Source organism: Pseudomonas syringae (genome assembly GCF_002157375.1).
Lineage (GTDB): Bacteria > Pseudomonadota > Gammaproteobacteria > Pseudomonadales > Pseudomonadaceae > Aquipseudomonas > Aquipseudomonas syringae_T.
On record NZ_MTSA01000004.1, the window covers coordinates 175,780 to 192,232 of the forward strand.

The 16,453-nt window shown below is 61.0% G+C and carries 16 protein-coding genes; 8 read left to right on the plus strand and 8 right to left on the minus strand.

Annotation, left to right across the window (positions count from 1 at the left end; all coding sequences use genetic code 11):
- The first annotated feature begins 68 nt into the window (after positions 1 to 68).
- Positions 69 to 953 (plus strand): EamA family transporter RarD, encoded by an 885-nt coding sequence (gene rarD, locus BW686_RS06130; protein ID WP_084915411.1) that lies wholly within the window; start codon positions 69 to 71, stop codon positions 951 to 953.
- Between the two features lie 3 nt (positions 954 to 956).
- On the opposite strand, the gene zapE is transcribed toward rarD, so the two are convergent.
- Together zapE and BW686_RS06140 are read right to left on the minus strand one after the other, a co-directional pair.
- Entirely contained in the window at positions 957 to 2,072 is a 1,116-nt protein-coding gene (gene zapE / locus BW686_RS06135) for a cell division protein ZapE (RefSeq protein WP_084915413.1), read from the minus strand.
- Between the two features lie 65 nt (positions 2,073 to 2,137).
- On the minus strand, positions 2,138 to 3,583 hold the full coding sequence (locus BW686_RS06140) for a SulP family inorganic anion transporter (protein ID WP_084915415.1): 1,446 nt from the start codon (positions 3,581 to 3,583) through the stop codon (positions 2,138 to 2,140).
- Positions 3,584 to 3,726: 143 nt separating this feature from the next.
- Here BW686_RS06140 and ampC point away from each other — a divergent pair, with 143 nt between their 5' ends.
- Positions 3,727 to 4,884: a class C beta-lactamase gene (gene ampC / locus BW686_RS06145; RefSeq protein ID WP_084915417.1), complete on the plus strand. Its 1,158-nt coding sequence runs from the start codon at positions 3,727 to 3,729 to the stop codon at positions 4,882 to 4,884.
- Here the strand turns inward: ampC and ada are convergent.
- Together ada and BW686_RS06155 are read right to left on the minus strand one after the other, a co-directional pair.
- The gene (gene ada, locus BW686_RS06150; protein ID WP_084915420.1) at positions 4,873 to 5,955 is read right to left on the minus strand and encodes a bifunctional DNA-binding transcriptional regulator/O6-methylguanine-DNA methyltransferase Ada; all 1,083 of its coding nucleotides are present in this window, start codon (positions 5,953 to 5,955) and stop codon (positions 4,873 to 4,875) included. The genes ampC and ada overlap by 12 nt on opposite strands.
- A gap of 70 nt (positions 5,956 to 6,025) precedes the next feature.
- A complete protein-coding gene (locus BW686_RS06155) occupies positions 6,026 to 6,724 on the minus strand; it encodes a DNA-3-methyladenine glycosylase family protein (protein ID WP_084915423.1) in 699 nt (232 codons plus the stop codon).
- Between the two features lie 268 nt (positions 6,725 to 6,992).
- On the opposite strand from BW686_RS06155, the gene efeU reads away from it, so the two are divergent.
- From efeU to efeO (BW686_RS06175), 4 genes are read left to right on the plus strand one after another with little or no spacing between them, the layout of a single operon-like run.
- Complete coding sequence (gene efeU, locus BW686_RS06160) at positions 6,993 to 7,847, plus strand: iron uptake transporter permease EfeU (RefSeq protein ID WP_084915425.1); 855 nt, start codon at positions 6,993 to 6,995, stop codon at positions 7,845 to 7,847.
- 8 nt (positions 7,848 to 7,855) lie between these two features.
- On the plus strand, positions 7,856 to 9,064 hold the full coding sequence (gene efeO, locus BW686_RS06165) for an iron uptake system protein EfeO (protein ID WP_084915428.1): 1,209 nt from the start codon (positions 7,856 to 7,858) through the stop codon (positions 9,062 to 9,064).
- Between the two features lie 24 nt (positions 9,065 to 9,088).
- A complete protein-coding gene (gene efeB, locus BW686_RS06170; RefSeq protein WP_084915430.1) occupies positions 9,089 to 10,411 on the plus strand; it encodes an iron uptake transporter deferrochelatase/peroxidase subunit in 1,323 nt (440 codons plus the stop codon).
- Between the two features lie 29 nt (positions 10,412 to 10,440).
- The gene (gene efeO / locus BW686_RS06175; RefSeq protein ID WP_084915433.1) at positions 10,441 to 11,265 is read left to right on the plus strand and encodes an iron uptake system protein EfeO; all 825 of its coding nucleotides are present in this window, start codon (positions 10,441 to 10,443) and stop codon (positions 11,263 to 11,265) included.
- Positions 11,266 to 11,427: 162 nt separating this feature from the next.
- On the opposite strand, the gene BW686_RS06185 is transcribed toward efeO (BW686_RS06175), so the two are convergent.
- From BW686_RS06185 to BW686_RS06195, 3 genes are all read right to left on the minus strand, one after another.
- Entirely contained in the window at positions 11,428 to 12,198 is a 771-nt protein-coding gene (locus BW686_RS06185; protein WP_084915437.1) for a molybdopterin-dependent oxidoreductase, read from the minus strand.
- Positions 12,195 to 12,815 carry a cytochrome b/b6 domain-containing protein gene (locus tag BW686_RS06190; protein WP_084915439.1) on the minus strand — a complete coding sequence of 207 codons (621 nt, stop codon included), beginning with the start codon at positions 12,813 to 12,815 and terminating at the stop codon, positions 12,195 to 12,197. The genes BW686_RS06185 and BW686_RS06190 overlap by 4 nt, the downstream gene beginning before the upstream one ends.
- Positions 12,816 to 12,901: 86 nt before the next feature.
- Positions 12,902 to 13,507 carry a hypothetical protein gene (locus tag BW686_RS06195; RefSeq protein WP_084915441.1) on the minus strand — a complete coding sequence of 202 codons (606 nt, stop codon included), beginning with the start codon at positions 13,505 to 13,507 and terminating at the stop codon, positions 12,902 to 12,904.
- Positions 13,508 to 13,677: 170 nt separating this feature from the next.
- Between BW686_RS06195 and BW686_RS06200 the strand changes: the two genes are divergently transcribed.
- Positions 13,678 to 14,367: a heavy metal response regulator transcription factor gene (locus BW686_RS06200; RefSeq protein WP_004407375.1), complete on the plus strand. Its 690-nt coding sequence runs from the start codon at positions 13,678 to 13,680 to the stop codon at positions 14,365 to 14,367.
- Positions 14,346 to 15,734, plus strand: coding sequence for a heavy metal sensor histidine kinase (locus BW686_RS06205; protein WP_084915443.1), 1,389 nt, complete (start codon positions 14,346 to 14,348; stop codon positions 15,732 to 15,734). Before BW686_RS06200 ends, BW686_RS06205 begins: the two co-directional genes overlap by 22 nt.
- A 19-nt stretch (positions 15,735 to 15,753) precedes the next feature.
- Here BW686_RS06205 and BW686_RS06210 read toward each other — a convergent pair whose 3' ends face one another.
- A complete protein-coding gene (locus tag BW686_RS06210; protein WP_084915445.1) occupies positions 15,754 to 16,422 on the minus strand; it encodes a polysaccharide lyase family 7 protein in 669 nt (222 codons plus the stop codon).
- Between the last annotated feature and the right edge of the window lie 31 nt (positions 16,423 to 16,453).

A 16,453-nucleotide genomic window follows, 5' to 3' on the forward strand; every position in this document is an offset into this window, starting at 1 on the left:
TTTCACCGTCACGCACTAAAATGGCACGACCTGCCCCGTACCGGGGCAGACTCGCTCAAGAGGCCGTTGTGTACAAAGGTGTCGTGCTGTCGGTCCTGGCGTCCGTGCTGTTCGGGGTGATGTATTTTTATACCTCGCTGATGGTGCCACTGGATGGCGAGGAAATTTTCGGCTGGCGCATGCTGCTGACCGTGCCGTGCGCGACGCTGTTCATGCTGGTCAGCGGTGACTGGAAGCGGGTCCGCGAACTGGCTGCACGGCTCCGGCAAAAACCGCTGTTGATTGTCGGCCTGCTGCTGTCTTCGCTGTTGTTGGGCGCGCAATTGTTGATTTTCATGTGGGCGCCGCTGCACGGGCGCAGTCTGGAAGTGTCGCTGGGTTACTTCCTGCTACCGTTGAGCATGATCCTCACCGGCCGGGTGATGTATGGCGAACACCTTTCATACCTGCAAAAGGTCGCTGCCGTCTTCGCGATGATCGGTGTTGCCCATGAACTGTGGCGGCTGGGCAGCTTCTCCTGGGAAACCCTGCTGGTCGCGGGTGGCTATCCGCTGTACTTCGTGCTGCGGCGCAAGCTCCAGACCGATCACCTTGGCGGTTTGTGGTTCGACATGCTGCTGATGCTGCCCATCGGCCTGTGGTTCATCAGCAATGGCCACCCGCAGGCGATTCAGCAGGCACCGCTGTTGTACCTGCTGATTCCGCTGCTGGGCATTATCAGCGCCTCGGCGCTGGTCAGTTACATCCTCGCCAGCCGCTTGCTGCCGTTCAGCCTGTTCGGGCTGCTCAGTTACGTCGAGCCGATATTGCTGGTCGGCGTTGCCCTGCTGCTGGGCGAGAGCATCGGTCGCGATGAGTGGCTGACGTACCTGCCCATCTGGCTGGCGGTCGTGGTGCTGATGATCGAGGGCGCCAAACACATGCTGGCCCAGCGCCGTCGGGATGCGGCCTGAGCATCACGACGCGGTGAAACGCTCCAGTTGCATTTCCTGCAGCCGGCTCAGGGTGCGGCGGAAAGCGAACGACAGATAGCCCTGGGTGTAAAGCTCGTCCATCGGCACCGGCGCTTCGACATACAGCGGAATACGCCGGTCGTAGCACTCGTCCACCAGCGCAATGAAACGTCGCACGCCATCATCGTTGGGTGACAACTGCGGCAACTCGCGATCCCCGGCGCTGACCTGCTCCACGCCATCTTCAGTGCCACGGGCAATCTTCGCTTCACGCTGTGCAGCGCCCAGGACCGGAACGTCGCTGAGCAGAATCACCGAAAAACGGTCGCACAGCGCGATGAAATCCATCGCCGCCAGCGGTTGCTCGCACAGATCGCGGTAGCGGCACCACACCGCCGTGTCGGAATGCTGAACCACATTGATGCTGCGATAACCCAGCATGACCTGCGAGTCGTACACCGGCTGACCGGCGCTCACGCTTTCGAATAGCCCCTGCAAGGCACTCGGCCGACCGGATTCGGCCACCCAGTAACGCTGATGCAACTGGCCGGGATGCAGACGATGGTCTTCGCCCCCGTCCACCGCCACGATGTCCATGTACTTCTGAATGGCGGCCACGGCGGGCAGAAAGCGTTCGCGATTGTGGCCGTGGCTGTAGAGCTGTTCCGGTGGCTGGTTGGAGGTGCAGACCAGCACCACGCCCTGCTCGAACATCACTTGCAACAACCCGCCGAGAATCACCGCATCACCGATGTCGGTCACAAACAGCTCGTCGAAACACATCACCCGCACGTCACGCGCCAGCTCTTTGGCGACCACGGTCAGCGGTTGAGGCGTGCCCATCAGCTCGAACATGCGCTTGTGGACCCAGCGCATGAAGTGATGAAAATGCTGACGCCGGGCCGGCACGCTCAGGCTGTCGAAAAAACGGTCCATCAGCCAGGTCTTGCCACGCCCGACCGGCCCCCACAGGTAGACACCCCGCGCCTGACCGCGTGATTCCGTCAGCGCCAGATAGCAGGCCTGCAACTGCTGCACAGCCTGCAACTGCGCCTGATCGGGCTGAAAGCCACGCTGAACCGCACGTTCGTAAGCATCCAGCGGAGAGACGGCATCCATCAGGCACACACCTTGGGTCAGGAATCGATATTCAGCCTATACGAAACAAGGCCTGGCAGCGTCAATCAAGCGTGCTGCACACCTGCACGCTTGAGCAGTCGCTTGCAACGTTCGGACAGATGCACCACACGCAAATGCTTGCCCGCCTTGGCGTAGCGCTCGCGCAAGGTTTTCAACGCAGCAATTGCCGAATAATCGACAAATCGCAGATGGCGACAGTCCAGCGTCACCTGGGCCGGGTCTTCGGCAGGGTCGAACTGGGCCAGAAACGGCGTAGTCGAGGCAAAAAACAGCGTGCCGTGCAGGTGATACACCTTGCTGCCGTCGGCTTCTACATGGCTGTCGGCATACAGCTCGCGGGCCTGCTGCCAGGCGAAGTTGATCGCGGCAATGATGATACCGAACACCACGGCGGTGGCCAGATCGGTCAGCACCGTGACCACCGTCACGGCGATGATCGCCAGCACGTCGTTGACCGGCACTTTGCGCAGCACGCGCAGCGACGCCCAGGCGAAAGTCTGCTGGGCAACCACGAACATCACGCCGACCAGCGCTGCCAGCGGGATGCGTTCAATCAGCGGAGACAGGAACAACACGAACATCAGGATCATCGAACCGGCGACCACACCGGACACCCGACCGCGTCCGCCAGAGCTGAGATTGATGACGGTCTGGCCGATCATCGCGCAGCCGCCCATGCCGCCAAACGCACCGGACACCATGTTGGCAGCGCCCAGCGCCACACACTCGCGGTCAGGGTAGCCACGGGTTTCGGTGATTTCATCCGTGAGGTTCAGGGTCAACAGGGTTTCCAGCAGGCCGACCAGCGCCATCAGGATGGCGTATGGCGCGATGATGCGCAGGGTCTCCAGATTCCACGGGATGTCCGGCAAGGCGAACACCGGCAGGCCGCCGGCAATGTGCGCCATGTCGCCCAGCGTGCGGGTCGGCAGGCCGAGCAGGTACACCGCCAGCCCGACACTGAGGATCGCCACCAGCGCCGGTGGGGCTACACGGGTCACGCGCGGCAGCAGGTAGACAATCGCCATCGTCAGCGCCACCAGCCCGAGCATCACGTACAGCGGCGTACCGCTGAGCCAGGACTCACCGACCTTGAAGTGCTCCAGCTGCGCCATCGCAATCACGATTGCCAGGCCGTTGACGAAGCCCAGCATCACCGAATAAGGCACCAGCCGCACCAGTTTGCCCAGTCGCAACAGCCCGAACAGGATCATGATCAGGCCGCCGAGCAGCACGGTCGCCAACAGGTACTGCACGCCCTGCTGCACCACCAGCGCCACAATCACCACGGCCATCGAGCCGGCTGCACCGGAAACCATGCCCGGACGCCCGCCAAACAACGCCGTCAGCGTGCAGATAATGAACGCGCCGTAGAGCCCCATCAGCGGATTGAGATGGGCAACCAGCGCAAAGGCAATGCACTCGGGCACCAAAGCGAAGGAGGTGGTGAGCCCGGCCAGAACTTCGGCACGCATACGGATCGTTTTCATGAGTTACCTGAGCCGCGCCCAGTGGAGCAGGCGCAAAAAAGGGGGCATATTACGCAAACCTTTGACGACCGACCACCGCAGCAGGGTTTCTGTATAAGCCTCCTGATGATCGGCACACTTTTAAGACAACAAGGAATCATCGAATGCGACGCAATGGAACGCGGCTGTGCGCAGGGCTTGTGCTGGTCAGCTCAATCGCTTTTGCCGAGGACGACCCCACCGCTTTTGACACGTTCGTGCAGACAGAAGCCGGCAAGGTGATGCAGCAAAACTCGATTGCGGGCATGTCCATCGCCATCACCCGCAATGGCAAACAGCAGTTCTACAACTACGGCGTGGCCTCGAAGGCCGAGGGTCAGCCGGTGTCCAGCGACACCCTGTTCGAACTCGGTTCGATCAGCAAAACCTTTACCGCCACGCTGGCCACCTGGGCGCAGGCCAATGGGCAACTGTCACTGGCGCAAAGCATCGACACCTATATTCCGCAGTTGCAGGCAACGCGCCTGGGCAAAGTACCGGTTTACCACCTGGGTACGCACACAGCGGGCGGCTTCCCGCTTCAGGTGCCCGACAAGGTGCAGAACGCTCGCCAGTTGATGGCTTATTTCAAGGCCTGGCAGCCCGAATATTTGCCCGGCACCCACCGTACGTATGCCAACCCCAGCGTGGGCCTGCTCGGCATGGTCGCGGCACGCAGCATGAAGATGCCGTTTGAAGACGCCCTGCAACAGCGGCTGTTTCCGGCGCTTGGCCTGAACAGCACGTATGTCACGATGCCCGATGGCAAGCAGGCGCTTTATGCGCAGGGCTACAACAAGCTCGACGAACCGGTCAGGGTCAATCCGGGTCCGCTGGCGGCGCAAGCTTATGGCGTGAAGTCGAGCAGCCGAGACCTGATCCGCTTTATCGAGGCGAACATCGGCCTCGGTCAATACGACGCCCCGCTGCGGCGCGCCCTCAACGACACACGGATCGGCTATTTCAGGGTCGGCAGCATGACCCAGGACCTGATCTGGGAGCAGTACTCCATGCCGGTTCATCTGGGGCCACTGCTCGAAGGCAACGCCAGTGGCATGCTGAACACCCTCAAAACAGATGCGATCGAACCGCCGCTGGCGGCGCAGCCTGCGGCCTGGATCAACAAGACCGGGTCAACCAACGGTTTCGGTGGTTACGTGGCGTTCATACCGGAAAAACAGCTCGGTATTGTGATCCTGGCCAACAAAAACTACCCCAACGAAGAACGGGTGAAACTGGCCTACCGGATTCTAAGTGAATCGGGGTGCTGCTCAACGCCCTGAAAAGAGCCCCGGCCCGCCGCCCGACTCGATGTCAAGCAGTGTGCGCTTACGTTCGACGCCCCAGCGATAACCGGACAACGAGCCATCGCTGCGCACCACCCGATGGCACGGAATGGCGACGGCAAGCTTGTTGGCACCGCAGGCATTGGCCACCGCGCGAACCGCACTGGGCATGCCTAACTGCGTCGCGATCTCCGTGTAGGTGGCGGTGGACCCGGCGGGTATGTTTCTGAGCGCCTGCCAGACCCGCTCCTGAAAAGCCGTGCCGCGAATATCCAGCGGCAACGCAAGCCCCGTCGCAGGCGATTCGACAAAGCCCACCACCGCAGCAATCAATGCCTCGAACGCTGCGTCCCCGCCGATCAGGTTGGCGTTGGGAAACTGGTCCTGAAACCCCTTGATGAGCGCGTCAGGGTCATCGCCCAGCGAAATGGCGCAGATGCCTTTGCTGCTGGTGGCCACCAGAATCGCTCCCAGCGAACTTTCACCCAGGGCAAACCTGATATCGACGTTGGCGCCGCCCGCCCGGTATTCGGAAGGTTTCATGCCGAGCATATGCTGCGAAGCCTCATAGAAACGACTGCTGGAGTTGTAACCCGCCTGATAAAGCGCGCGGGTGATTGTCACGTCGTCGGCCAACCGGGCCTTCATACGCGAGCGCATCGACGCCAGGCTGTAGGCCTTGGGTGTCAATCCGGTGAGCTTTTTGAAAACACGGTGAAAATGGAAACTGCTCATGCCGACCTGCTCGGCCAGCTCCGTCAGATTAGGCATCGAATCGGCGGTATCCAGCAACCTGCAGGCTTCGGCAACGGCCGCTGCGTGTTTGCGCGCGACCGTTTGCTGATCACTGCCGCTGCGTCTGGACGGACGAAAACCTGCGGCTTCGGCTTCGCTCGCGGAGGCGAAAAACACGACGTTTTCCGGACGCGGGAGCCTGGTCGGGCTGTCGGGCCTGCAATAGACACCGGTTGTCAGCACGCCATAAACGAAGTCGGCGCTGGTTGCAGAACGCCGGTTGACCAGCATGGCCCAGCGCGGATCGTCTTCAGTCCGTTTCATGCTGTCCATCGTGTGCCCCCGCTTTGATTTCTGGTGAGCCTATCCCTGCCCGGCCCGTCAGGCACTCCGGGTCTTGCTTTCAAATTCGAGAGACGTCGATGTCGCTGAAGTCCGTCGGCACGCGCCACAGATACCAGGCCGCAATCGTCCGGTAAGGCGCGAATCGTTCGGCAAGCCGTGACATTTCCCGGTGGCTCGGTTTGAGGGCAAGAGCATACAGCCGTCGATAACCTTCGCACACGCCATAGTCGCTGGCGGGCATCACGTCTTGTTGACCGAGCCCGTAGATCAGCATCATTTCTACCGTCCAGCGGCCGACACCCGGCAACTGGATAAGGCGCTCGATCAGTGCATCATGGCTCATCGACAATGCCGCACTGACGTCAGGCACAAGACCGTCCACCCGCGCCGCTGCAATGGCCTTGATCGCCCGGCACTTGGATGCCGAGAACCCGCAGGAACGCAGCGCCTGGTCGTCAAGATCGATCAAGGCCTGCGCGCCGGGGAAACCGGTATCCGGAAACAGCGCGCGCAGCCGCATGACCATTGCGTCACCCGCCTTGGCATGCAATTGCTGATAGGCGACAGCCTTGACCAGCGCCTGAAACGGATCCTGCGCCGCAGTCACCGGGTGCAGGCACGGGCCGACGTGATCGACGAGCACCTGCCATTGCCTGTCGATGGCTTTGAGCGATTCAACCGCCCGAGCATGTGGCGCTTCGGTCTGGCCACTCGGCTGGGGGCAGTTGCTTGCTTTCGGGTCTGAATCTGATGACATCGTGTCTTCCGGATTGAATGGGCTGACGGGCCATGCTACGGCAACCTGCGCAGTGCCCACGTTGACCGCTGGGCTCCCTGAGCGCCAGAAGAAAGTTGAGACACCTGTAAACGAGTAGCTGAACCTGACCTGAACAACCCGACAAAAACGAGAAGCAGACAAAAAACAACTATCCGCATTCAAGAATGAGTATCATTATGTTACGCAGTGTTTCAGGCTGATAAACCGTCGAAACACGTTCACCCTTCAGTCTTGAACCCGGTGGGATATGCTCGTTCCGTTTTTGATCATGCTGCGCGAAGGCATCGAAGCCGCGCTTATCGTTGGCATTATCGCCAGTTACCTGAAGCAGACCGGTCGTGGCGAATGGATGCCTGCGGTGTGGATCGGCGTGTTCCTCGCGGCGGCCCTCTCGCTGTTCGTGGGCGGCGGGCTGGAGTTGATGAGCGCCGAGTTTCCGCAGAAGCAGCAGGAATTGTTCGAAGGCATTGTTGGCCTGATCGCCGTGGGCATTCTCAGCTCGATGGTGTTCTGGATGCGCAAGGTGGCCCGTTCGATCAAGCATGCGCTGCACGAATCTCTGGACGCCGCCCTCGCCGGTTCAAAAAACCAGACGTACGCGCTGATTGCCATGGTGTTCTTCGCCGTGGCCCGCGAAGGGCTGGAAACCGTATTTTTTCTGCTCGCCGTGTTTCAACAGAGCGAAGGCTCCGGCGCGCCGCTGGGTGCCCTGCTGGGTCTTCTGCTGGCTGTCGGGTTTGGCGTGGCGATCTACAGCGGCAGCATGCGCCTGAACCTGGGCCTGTTTTTCCGCTGGACCGGTCTGTTCATTCTGGTCGTGGCGGCGGGCATTCTCGCCAATTCGGTACAGGCACTGCATGAAGCCGGTGTCTGGAATCACCTGCAAGGCGTGGTTTTCGACATCAGCGCGCTGCTGCCGATGGACGGCCCGGCCGGTTCGGTGCTGGCCGGCATGTTCGGTTATCAGGATGCGCCGACGGTCAGCACGCTGAGTGTCTACCTGATTTACCTGATCGGGGCGCTGGTGCTGTTTTTCATGCCGCATACCCCGAAAACAGCAAAACCGGTACCGCCACACCCCTCTTCTGTTACGAACGAATAAGGGCACCCATGTCTAACCGTCCCTCAGGGCTTTCCGAGAAAGCCCGGCCGCCCCGTGTCCTGCGATTGGCAGTCGCCGGCTCGGTGATTCTGATGATTGCCGCAGGCGGGCTGTTCTACTACGCCTCGCAAGTGGCCGCCAAAAAACGCGCGGCCAATGCCGGCAGCGAAACCGTGGTCAACATTCACGCACGCAATTGCGAGCCGAACGCCCTGACCGTGGCAGCGGGCAAGAACGCGTTTCGCATCGTCAACCGTTCCGAACGGGCGGTTGAATGGGAGATTCTCGACGGCGTGCTGGTGATCGAGGAGCGGGAAAACATCGCACCGGGTTTGAGTCAGGTGATCAATGCCAACCTGGCACCCGGCGATTACGCCATTACCTGCGGCCTGCTCAGCAACCCGCGTGGCACGTTGCACGTGACGCCGACCGCCGAGTCCGACGCCAAGGCCAAAGCACGTCCTTCAATGACCGCGTTCATCGGACCGCTTTCCGAATACCGGGTGTACCTGAGCCTGCAAGGGTCGGCGTTGATCAAGGCCGTGACGGCGCTGCAACAGGCCATCGACGCGGGCGATCTGAGTGCCGCGCAGGCGGCCTACCTGCCCGCCCGCACCGCCTATCAGCATATCGCCCCGGCTGCGCAGCGCCTGTCTGAACTGGACAACGCCATCAACGCACGCGCCGATTATTACGAAAAGCGCGAGCAGGACCCGGCCTTCACCGGTTTCCACCGCATCGAATACGCGCTGTTCGAACAACACAGTCTCGACGGCCTGTCCTCCGTGGCCCTGCGCCTGAACACCGACGTCACGCAGCTCAAGCAACAACTGATGGCGCAGTCTCTGCAGCCCGAGCAACTGGCCGACATCGCCGTCCGCACGATGCGCAGCCTGGCGGACGTGCGCATCAATGGCGAGGAGGAGCGCTACAGCCACAGCGACCTCAACGGCTTTGCCGCCAACCTGGAAGGCACGCGCAAGATCGTTGACCTGCTGCGCCCGCTGCTGACCCGCAGCGCAGGCGACTTGTTGCAGACCCTCGACGCCGCCATCGCCGACCTGGACACCACGCTGAACGCACTCGGCACCGCCGACGGTTACCGCCCTTACAACCAGGTGGACACCGCGCAACGCCAGCAAATCGCGACCAAGGCCGCTGCAGTGGCCGACGCACTCAACGGTATCGACTCGGCACTCGGCCTTTCCGACCTCTGATCCACCGGAGCACAGCACACCACGATGAAAAACCCAGACAGCAATCCAGACGCGAATAACGCCCCGGACTCGATTCAGCGTCGCCGGGTCCTGATGGGGCTCGGTGCCGCCGGTGCCGCGCTGGCGGGCAGCAGCCTGAGCGGCAACGTGCTGGCCGCCGCGCCAGCGCAGGTCACCGAGGCGCCGAACAGCGAAAAGACTCAAGACCACAACACGTTTCATGGCCAGCACCAGACCGGCATCGTCAACCCGCGTCCGGCCTCCGGCATGCTGGTGGCTTTCGATGTACTGGCCGCCGACCGTGACGACCTCGAGCGTCTGTTTCGCACATTGAACGAGCGCATCGCCTTCCTGATGACCGGCGGACCGGTGCCGGAAGTCGATCCGAAACTGCCGCCGCTGGACTCGGGCATTCTCGGCCCGGTGGTGACGCCGGACAACCTGACCATCACGGTGTCGGTGGGTGAGTCGCTGTTCGATGAGCGCTTCGGCCTGACGTCGGTCAAACCCAAGCGCCTGAGCCGCATGACCGGCTTTCCCAATGACGCGCTGGACCCGGCCAGTTGCCACGGCGACCTGAGCATCCAGTTCTGTGCCAACACTGCCGACAGCAACATTCACGCCCTGCGTGACATCGTCAAGAACCTGCCCGACCTGCTACTGGTGCGCTGGAAACAGGAAGGCACCGTGCCGCCCCAGGCACCGAAAAAGCCCGGCCAGCCGCCTGAAAGCGCGCGCAATTTCCTGGGTTTCCGCGACGGCTCGGCCAACCCGGACTCCACTAACCAGAAGACCATGAACGAACTGGTCTGGGTGCAACCGGGCAGCGACGAACCCGCTTGGGCCGCCAACGGCAGTTATCAGGCGGTGCGCATCATTCGCAACTTTGTCGAACGTTGGGACCGCACGCCGCTGCAGGAACAGGAATCGATTTTCGGGCGCAGCAAAACCACCGGCGCGCCCATGGACGGCAAGGTCGAGACCGATGTGCCCAACTACGCAGCGGACCCCGAAGGCAAGAAAACCCGACTCGATTCGCACATCCGCCTTGCCAACCCGCGGACTGCCGAGAGCCAGCGCAACCTGATCCTGCGCCGCCCGTTCAACTACTCGAACGGCGTGAACAAGAACGGTCAGCTGGACATGGGCCTGTTGTTCATCTGCTACCAGGCCGATCTGGAAAAGGGCTTTATCACGGTACAGAGCCGCCTGAACGGCGAACCGCTGGAGGAATACCTCAAGCCGGTCGGCGGCGGCTACTTCTTTACCCTGCCGGGCGTGACCGGCGAACAGGATTTCATCGGTCGCTCGTTGCTGGCGGCCGCATCGTCCAGGCAAACCGTATGACCTCCCCACTCCTGACCCGGAAGACACTCATGAAAAAGACACCTCTGGCTTTGCTCCTGACACTGGGCCTGCTTCAGACCCCACTGGCAGCCTTCGCCGCCACTGCACCGCTGGACTTGGTAGGCCCGGTTTCGGATTACAAGATTTACGTGACCGAAAACATCGAAGAACTGGTCAGCCACACCCAGAAGTTCACCGATGCAGTGAAGAAAGGCGACATTGCAACGGCTAAAAAACTGTATGCGCCGACGCGCGTCTACTACGAGTCGGTAGAGCCGATTGCCGAACTGTTCAGCGACCTGGATGCCGCCATCGACTCCCGCGTCGATGACCATGAGCAAGGCGTGACGGCAGAGGACTTCACCGGTTTCCATCGTCTGGAATACGCGCTGTTTTCGCAGAACACCACCCAGGATCAAGGCCCCATCGCCGACAAGCTGATGAGCGACGTCAAGGACCTCGAAAAGCGTGTGACCGACCTGACGTTCCCGCCCGAAAAAGTCGTCGGTGGTGCAGCAGCCCTGCTCGAAGAAGTGGCCGCGACCAAGATCTCCGGCGAAGAAGACCGTTACAGCCACACCGACCTGTATGACTTCCAAGGCAACATCGACGGCGCGAAGAAGATCGTCGACCTGTTCCGCCCGCAGATCGAGCAGCAGGACAAGGCCTTCGCCGCCAAAGTCGACAAGAACTTCGCCACCGTGGACAAGATCCTGGCCAAGTACAAGACCCAGGACGGTGGTTTCGAGACCTACGACAAGGTCAAGGAAAACGACCGCAAAGCCTTGATCGGCCCGGTCAACACCCTCGCCGAAGACCTTTCGACCCTGCGCGGCAAGCTGGGGTTGAATTGAGCTGAGGCTTTGCGTCCGATCTTGAATACGCATTGCGGCGCGGATGGGTGACGCGCAGCGTCACGACAGGCATTCCCACGCTGGAGCGTGCGGAACGATAATCTCAACTATCGTGCGACGCTCCGCGTCGCCATGCCGTTCTGGACGCTCTGCGTCCCTCGCCTAGATCCCGCTGAACCAGTTGTAACCCTGATCCTCCCAGTACCCGCCGGGGTTTTCGTTGCTGACGAAGATCTCGACGATGTGCTTGGGGTTCTTGAAACCCAGTTTGGTCGGCACCCGCACGCGCAACGGGTAGCCGTAGTCTGGTGGCAGGGCGACTTCACCGAAGTCCAGTGCCAGCAGGGTCTGCGGGTGCAGCGCGGTGGGCATGTCCAGGCTTGAGTAATAGCGGTCGGCGCACTTGAAGCCGACGAAACGCGCTGTCGTATCCGCCCCGACGTACTCCAGAAAGGTTTTCAGCGGCACGCCGCCCCACTGCCCTATCGCGCTCCAGCCTTCAATGCAGATCAGCCGCGTGATGTCCGTGCGTTGCGGCAATTTGCGCAGCGCGTCCAGCGTCCACGGCTGCTTGTCGCGGACCAGCCCGGACACCGCCAGCCGATAATCGGCAAGTTCCAGCTCGGGCACGTTGTATTCCGGGTAGAACGCATTGAACGGGAACGGACTGGTCAACTGCGCCTTGGTATAAGTCGGCGCCAGTTTCTGGCCGTTGAACAGCCAGGCCTGAACCCGGTCGTTCCAGCGCGACATGGCCCACAGCACTTTGTCGACCTGGTCGCCATCCTGGAGGTTGCAGCCGGTGAGCATCGACATCGCACCCACCGTCAACCCGGCGCGCAAAAACGAGCGCCGCTGAATATCGACCAGTTGGCTCTGCTGCGCAGGCTCCAGACGAATACGCTGAGTGATACGTTTACGAGGTTCGTTCATGGTTTGGCAGTTCCGTCTTCGTTCGGCTGGCGGCCGCCGGTGATCATGGGTAACAACGTGCTGGGCACCAATACCACCAGCACCAGATGCACGACAACAAATGCACCGATGGCTGCCATCGCGCCAAAATGCACCCAGCGGGCAAAATCAAAACCGCCCAGCAAGGCAACCAGCCCCTGAAACTGGACCGGTTTCCAGATCGCCAGGCCAGAGACCACCACGAGCACGCCCATGAGCAGCACCAGCCAGTACATCAAGCGCTGCACCGCGTTGTAACGACCTTTGACGTGGGCCAGCCTGAAGTGCAGTGCATCACTCATGTCACGCTTCACTTCCGAAGGCCGGACCGGCAGCAGGTCACGTTTGAAATGACGACTGAACACGCCGTACAGCACATACATCAGGCCATTGATGACCAACAGCCACATCACCGCGAAGTGCCAGGCAATGGAACCGCCCAGCCAGCCGCCAAGTGTCAGGAATTTGGGGAAGGTGAACGGCATCAGCGGCGATGCGTTGTAAATCGCCCAGCCGCTCATGAACATGCAGACCATGCCCACGGCATTGATCCAATGCGTCAAACGTACCGGCCACGGATGAATGGGACGGGTTTTCATGTCGAGATCCTTCTGAATCAGGCAGAGCCGGAGCACGGCGCAGGCAGACGACCTTAGCCGCCTGCCACCCGCACCGTCGGCTGCAATTACATCGGCGGGGTGTAACCACCCTTGCCGACTGCGACACCGCGTGCCGACTTGCCGTCATCAGCCGGGAACACCACCACCTTGGCGCCTTTGGTCAGTTGTTCGACCTTGCCCGGCTCGACGTACGCGATAGGCACGTCTTTTGGCACCACCAGTTTTTTCTCGCCACCACCGTACTTGACGGTCAGCGTACGACCATCGGCCCCGGCCAGGGTGCCGACCGTGCCGTTGGTCATGGTGCCAGTACTGCCATCAGCGTTTTCCCAGCCGTAGTGACCTTCACCGCTGCCCTTCAGGCTTGGCTCAAAGACAGTGACCTCCAGCGCCTTCAAGGTACCGTCAGACTGAGGAATGGCAGCCGACCCCACAAAACTGTCGCTTTTGATGTTCTTGAAATCGGCTTCGGAGACCAGGCGAATGCCGGTCTTGTCAGTCAGTTTGATGCTCTGGTGCTGACCGTCACGGGTGGTGAAATCGAGCATGTCGGCGCTCGCGCTGTCGACGGTGCCGCGCATCGGTTTGACCACTTTCATATCGGCGGCCTGAGTCATGACAGCGGCGCTGAGCAACAGCAGGCCAAACGTGGTGGAGAGTGCAGTCTTCATCAGTACTTCCTTGGCAGTTGGGATCTGAAAGCCATCCTTGCACCGCTACCGGCACCGTAGAATGACCGGGCAATGACATTTTTGTCATTCGCCGGACACCTTGTCGGCAACTGGTTAGACTTCGGCATCGGCGCAAAAAGGGCGCCTGCAACAGCGTAGCGGACAACACGATGCATATCCTGCTGATTGAAGACGATACCAAGACCGGCGAGTACCTGAAAAAGGGCCTCGGTGAATCCGGCTACGTGGTGGACTGGACCCAGCACGGTGCCGACGGCCTGCACCTGGCGCTGGAAAACCGCTATGACCTGATCGTGCTGGACGTGATGCTGCCCGGCATCGACGGCTGGCAGATCATCGAAGTGCTGCGCGCCCGGCAAGACGTGCCAGTGTTGTTCCTGACCGCCCGCGACCAGTTGCAGGACCGGATTCGTGGCCTGGAGCTGGGTGCCGACGATTACCTGGTCAAACCGTTTTCCTTCACTGAACTGCTGCTGCGCATCCGCACCATCCTGCGCCGTGGCGTGGTGCGAGAAGCCGATCACTTTCACCTGGCCGATCTGGAGCTTGACCTGCTGCGCCGCCGGGTCACGCGTCAGCAGCAAGTCATCGTGCTGACCAACAAGGAATTCGCCCTGCTGCACCTGTTGTTGCGCCGCGAAGGCGATGTGCTGTCCAGGGCGCAGATTGCCTCGGAAGTCTGGGACATGAATTTCGACAGCGACACCAATGTGGTGGACGTCGCCATCAAGCGCCTGCGCAGCAAGGTCGACCTGCCCTACCCGGTCAAACTCATTCACACCGTGCGCGGCATCGGTTATGTGTGCGAGGTACGGCCATGCGACGCCAGCCTTCCCTGACCCTGCGTTCGACCCTGGCGTTCGCGCTGGTAGCCATGCTCACGGTCAGCGGTGCGGGGTTCTACCTCTATCAATCCATCGAACAGACAGTGATGCAACGCAGCGACCACGCGGTGCTGGCGCGGCTCGACCATTTTCGCAAGCTGCTGCGTTACGACCTGAGCATGGACACCCTGAAAGGCAGCCCGCAACTGTTCGAGAACATGCTCGACAGCGAAGAAGACATCTTCATCATTGGCGAGCCGGGCAAGCAGCCGGTGATTTCCGTGAACCCGCAACACGCGCCGCTGCCGGACTTGCCGACCGTGGCGCAGGACCAGCCGCTGCGGGTCGATGACCTGCGCAGCGGCATGAGCCTGCAAGGTGTCCCGTTGCGCGCTGCGGCGGCGCAGGTGATGTCCAATGGCGTCGAAGTGCGCTTGCAGGCCGCACACCTGATGGTCAAGGAAACGGCCATGCTCGCCAGCTTTCGTCAGCGCATTTATATCGCCGTGGCGCTGGCGTTTCTGATCACCGCAGTGCTGGGTTATGTCTTGCTGCGACGCGGTCTGCGTCCATTGCGCCGAATGGCTGCGCACGCGTCGGCAATCACTCCGGCCAGCCTGCACAAGCGACTCGACAGCCGCGACACACCCGTCGAGCTGCAACAATTGAGCGACGCGTTCAATGCCATGCTTGACCGGCTGGATGACGGTTACAGGCGCCTGATGCAGTTCTCCGCCGACCTGGCCCACGAGATTCGCACGCCCGTGGGTTCGCTGATGGGCCACTGTCAGGTCGCCCTGCGTCAGGACCGTAGCGTCGATGAGTATCAGGCATTACTGGCTTCCAACCTGGAAGAACTCGAACGCATCTCGCGCCTGGTGGAAAGTATTCTGTTCCTCGCACGGGCCGACGAAGCGCAGGCCGCGCTTGAGCGTCAGTCGCTCGACCTGCACGATGAACTGCAAAGGGTGGCGGGTTATTTCGAAGGGCTGGCGGAAGAACGCCATCTGACACTGAGCACCCGCGGGCACGGCACGCTGCTGGCCGACCCGATTCTGCTGCGCCGGGCCATTAGCAATCTGGTGGCCAACGCGATTCGCTACGCCGACGAAAACAGCGAGGTTCTGATGCGTGTCGCTGCTGTGGACCAGTGCTGGAGGATCGAGGTGGAAAACAAGGGGCCGGTGCTGTCCGACGCCACACTGGCCCGGCTGTTCGACCGCTTTTATCGGGGTGACGCCTCGCGCCATGAAAGCTCGGACTCCAATGGCCTGGGGCTGGCCATTGTTACGGCAATCATGCAACTGCACGGCGGTCGGGTCGAAGTCGCTCAACCCGCCGCCGGCATCATCTGCTTCAGCCTGATATTTCCAGCCGTCTGAACCCGTCGGGTCTGGAAGATCAGGTCTTCTTCTCGTGGGCGATTGCCAGCTTGTAGAAGGTCGCCGAGCCGCCTTCGGTGGTGTAGCCGGTGTTGTCCTGCGTATAAACCCCGGCCTTGAAGTAGAACAGTTTGCTGCCCCAGGCTGAATCCAGCTTGGCGTACCAGACCGCATCAAACGCATTGACCGTCAGATCTCCGGTGGGCGTCAGGTTGATGGTGTAGTTGAACTGCTGATCGAGCGGCACGCCCTGGGCGATGGTGATGACCTCGATTTCAGCATCCGGCGTGCGGCGAAATTTGGCGACGATGTTGCCTGTCTTCAGCTTCTCCTTGTACTGATACTCCACCTTCAGCAGCGGTTCGGTACTGCCATAGCAATGAATCTGACCGATCACGATTTTGCCGCTGGAAGGCACCTGATCGACTTCCAGTGTCGCACGCAGAAAATTATTGGCACTCGAATACGCCCAGTTGAAGACCCTGCCATCTGCCGTCGTCTCGCGTAATTCAGAACGTGGGTACTTGGCATTCTCGGTCGTCGAACCGGTCACCGGCGCCCAGAAAAAAAGCGTATCTCCGGATTGAAAATAGCCATCCCGATAGCCCTTCACCAATTTCGGGGTTTCGATGATGGTGGCAGGACTTCCGACGGGAACGGAAAGATTCCAAGTGGCAAGGTCGATCATGGGGTTGCTCGCAGGGTACGCGTTGCGCACC

Excerpts from the sequence above, each read along its gene's own strand:
- zapE (WP_084915413.1), bottom strand. The coding sequence starts at position 2,072 with ATGGATGCCGTCTCTCCGCTGGATGCTTACGAACGTGCGGTTCAGCGT.
- BW686_RS06140 (WP_084915415.1), bottom strand. The coding sequence starts at position 3,583 with ATGAAAACGATCCGTATGCGTGCCGAAGTTCTGGCCGGGCTCACCACC.
- ampC (WP_084915417.1), top strand. The coding sequence starts at position 3,727 with ATGCGACGCAATGGAACGCGGCTGTGCGCAGGGCTTGTGCTGGTCAGC.
- ada (WP_084915420.1), bottom strand. The coding sequence starts at position 5,955 with ATGGACAGCATGAAACGGACTGAAGACGATCCGCGCTGGGCCATGCTG.
- BW686_RS06155 (WP_084915423.1), bottom strand. The coding sequence starts at position 6,724 with ATGTCATCAGATTCAGACCCGAAAGCAAGCAACTGCCCCCAGCCGAGT.
- efeU (WP_084915425.1), top strand. The coding sequence starts at position 6,993 with ATGCTCGTTCCGTTTTTGATCATGCTGCGCGAAGGCATCGAAGCCGCG.
- efeO (WP_084915428.1), top strand. The coding sequence starts at position 7,856 with ATGTCTAACCGTCCCTCAGGGCTTTCCGAGAAAGCCCGGCCGCCCCGT.
- efeB (WP_084915430.1), top strand. The coding sequence starts at position 9,089 with ATGAAAAACCCAGACAGCAATCCAGACGCGAATAACGCCCCGGACTCG.
- efeO (WP_084915433.1), top strand. The coding sequence starts at position 10,441 with ATGAAAAAGACACCTCTGGCTTTGCTCCTGACACTGGGCCTGCTTCAG.
- BW686_RS06185 (WP_084915437.1), bottom strand. The coding sequence starts at position 12,198 with ATGAACGAACCTCGTAAACGTATCACTCAGCGTATTCGTCTGGAGCCT.
- BW686_RS06190 (WP_084915439.1), bottom strand. The coding sequence starts at position 12,815 with ATGAAAACCCGTCCCATTCATCCGTGGCCGGTACGTTTGACGCATTGG.
- BW686_RS06195 (WP_084915441.1), bottom strand. The coding sequence starts at position 13,507 with ATGAAGACTGCACTCTCCACCACGTTTGGCCTGCTGTTGCTCAGCGCC.
- BW686_RS06200 (WP_004407375.1), top strand. The coding sequence starts at position 13,678 with ATGCATATCCTGCTGATTGAAGACGATACCAAGACCGGCGAGTACCTG.
- BW686_RS06205 (WP_084915443.1), top strand. The coding sequence starts at position 14,346 with ATGCGACGCCAGCCTTCCCTGACCCTGCGTTCGACCCTGGCGTTCGCG.
- BW686_RS06210 (WP_084915445.1), bottom strand. The coding sequence starts at position 16,422 with ATGATCGACCTTGCCACTTGGAATCTTTCCGTTCCCGTCGGAAGTCCT.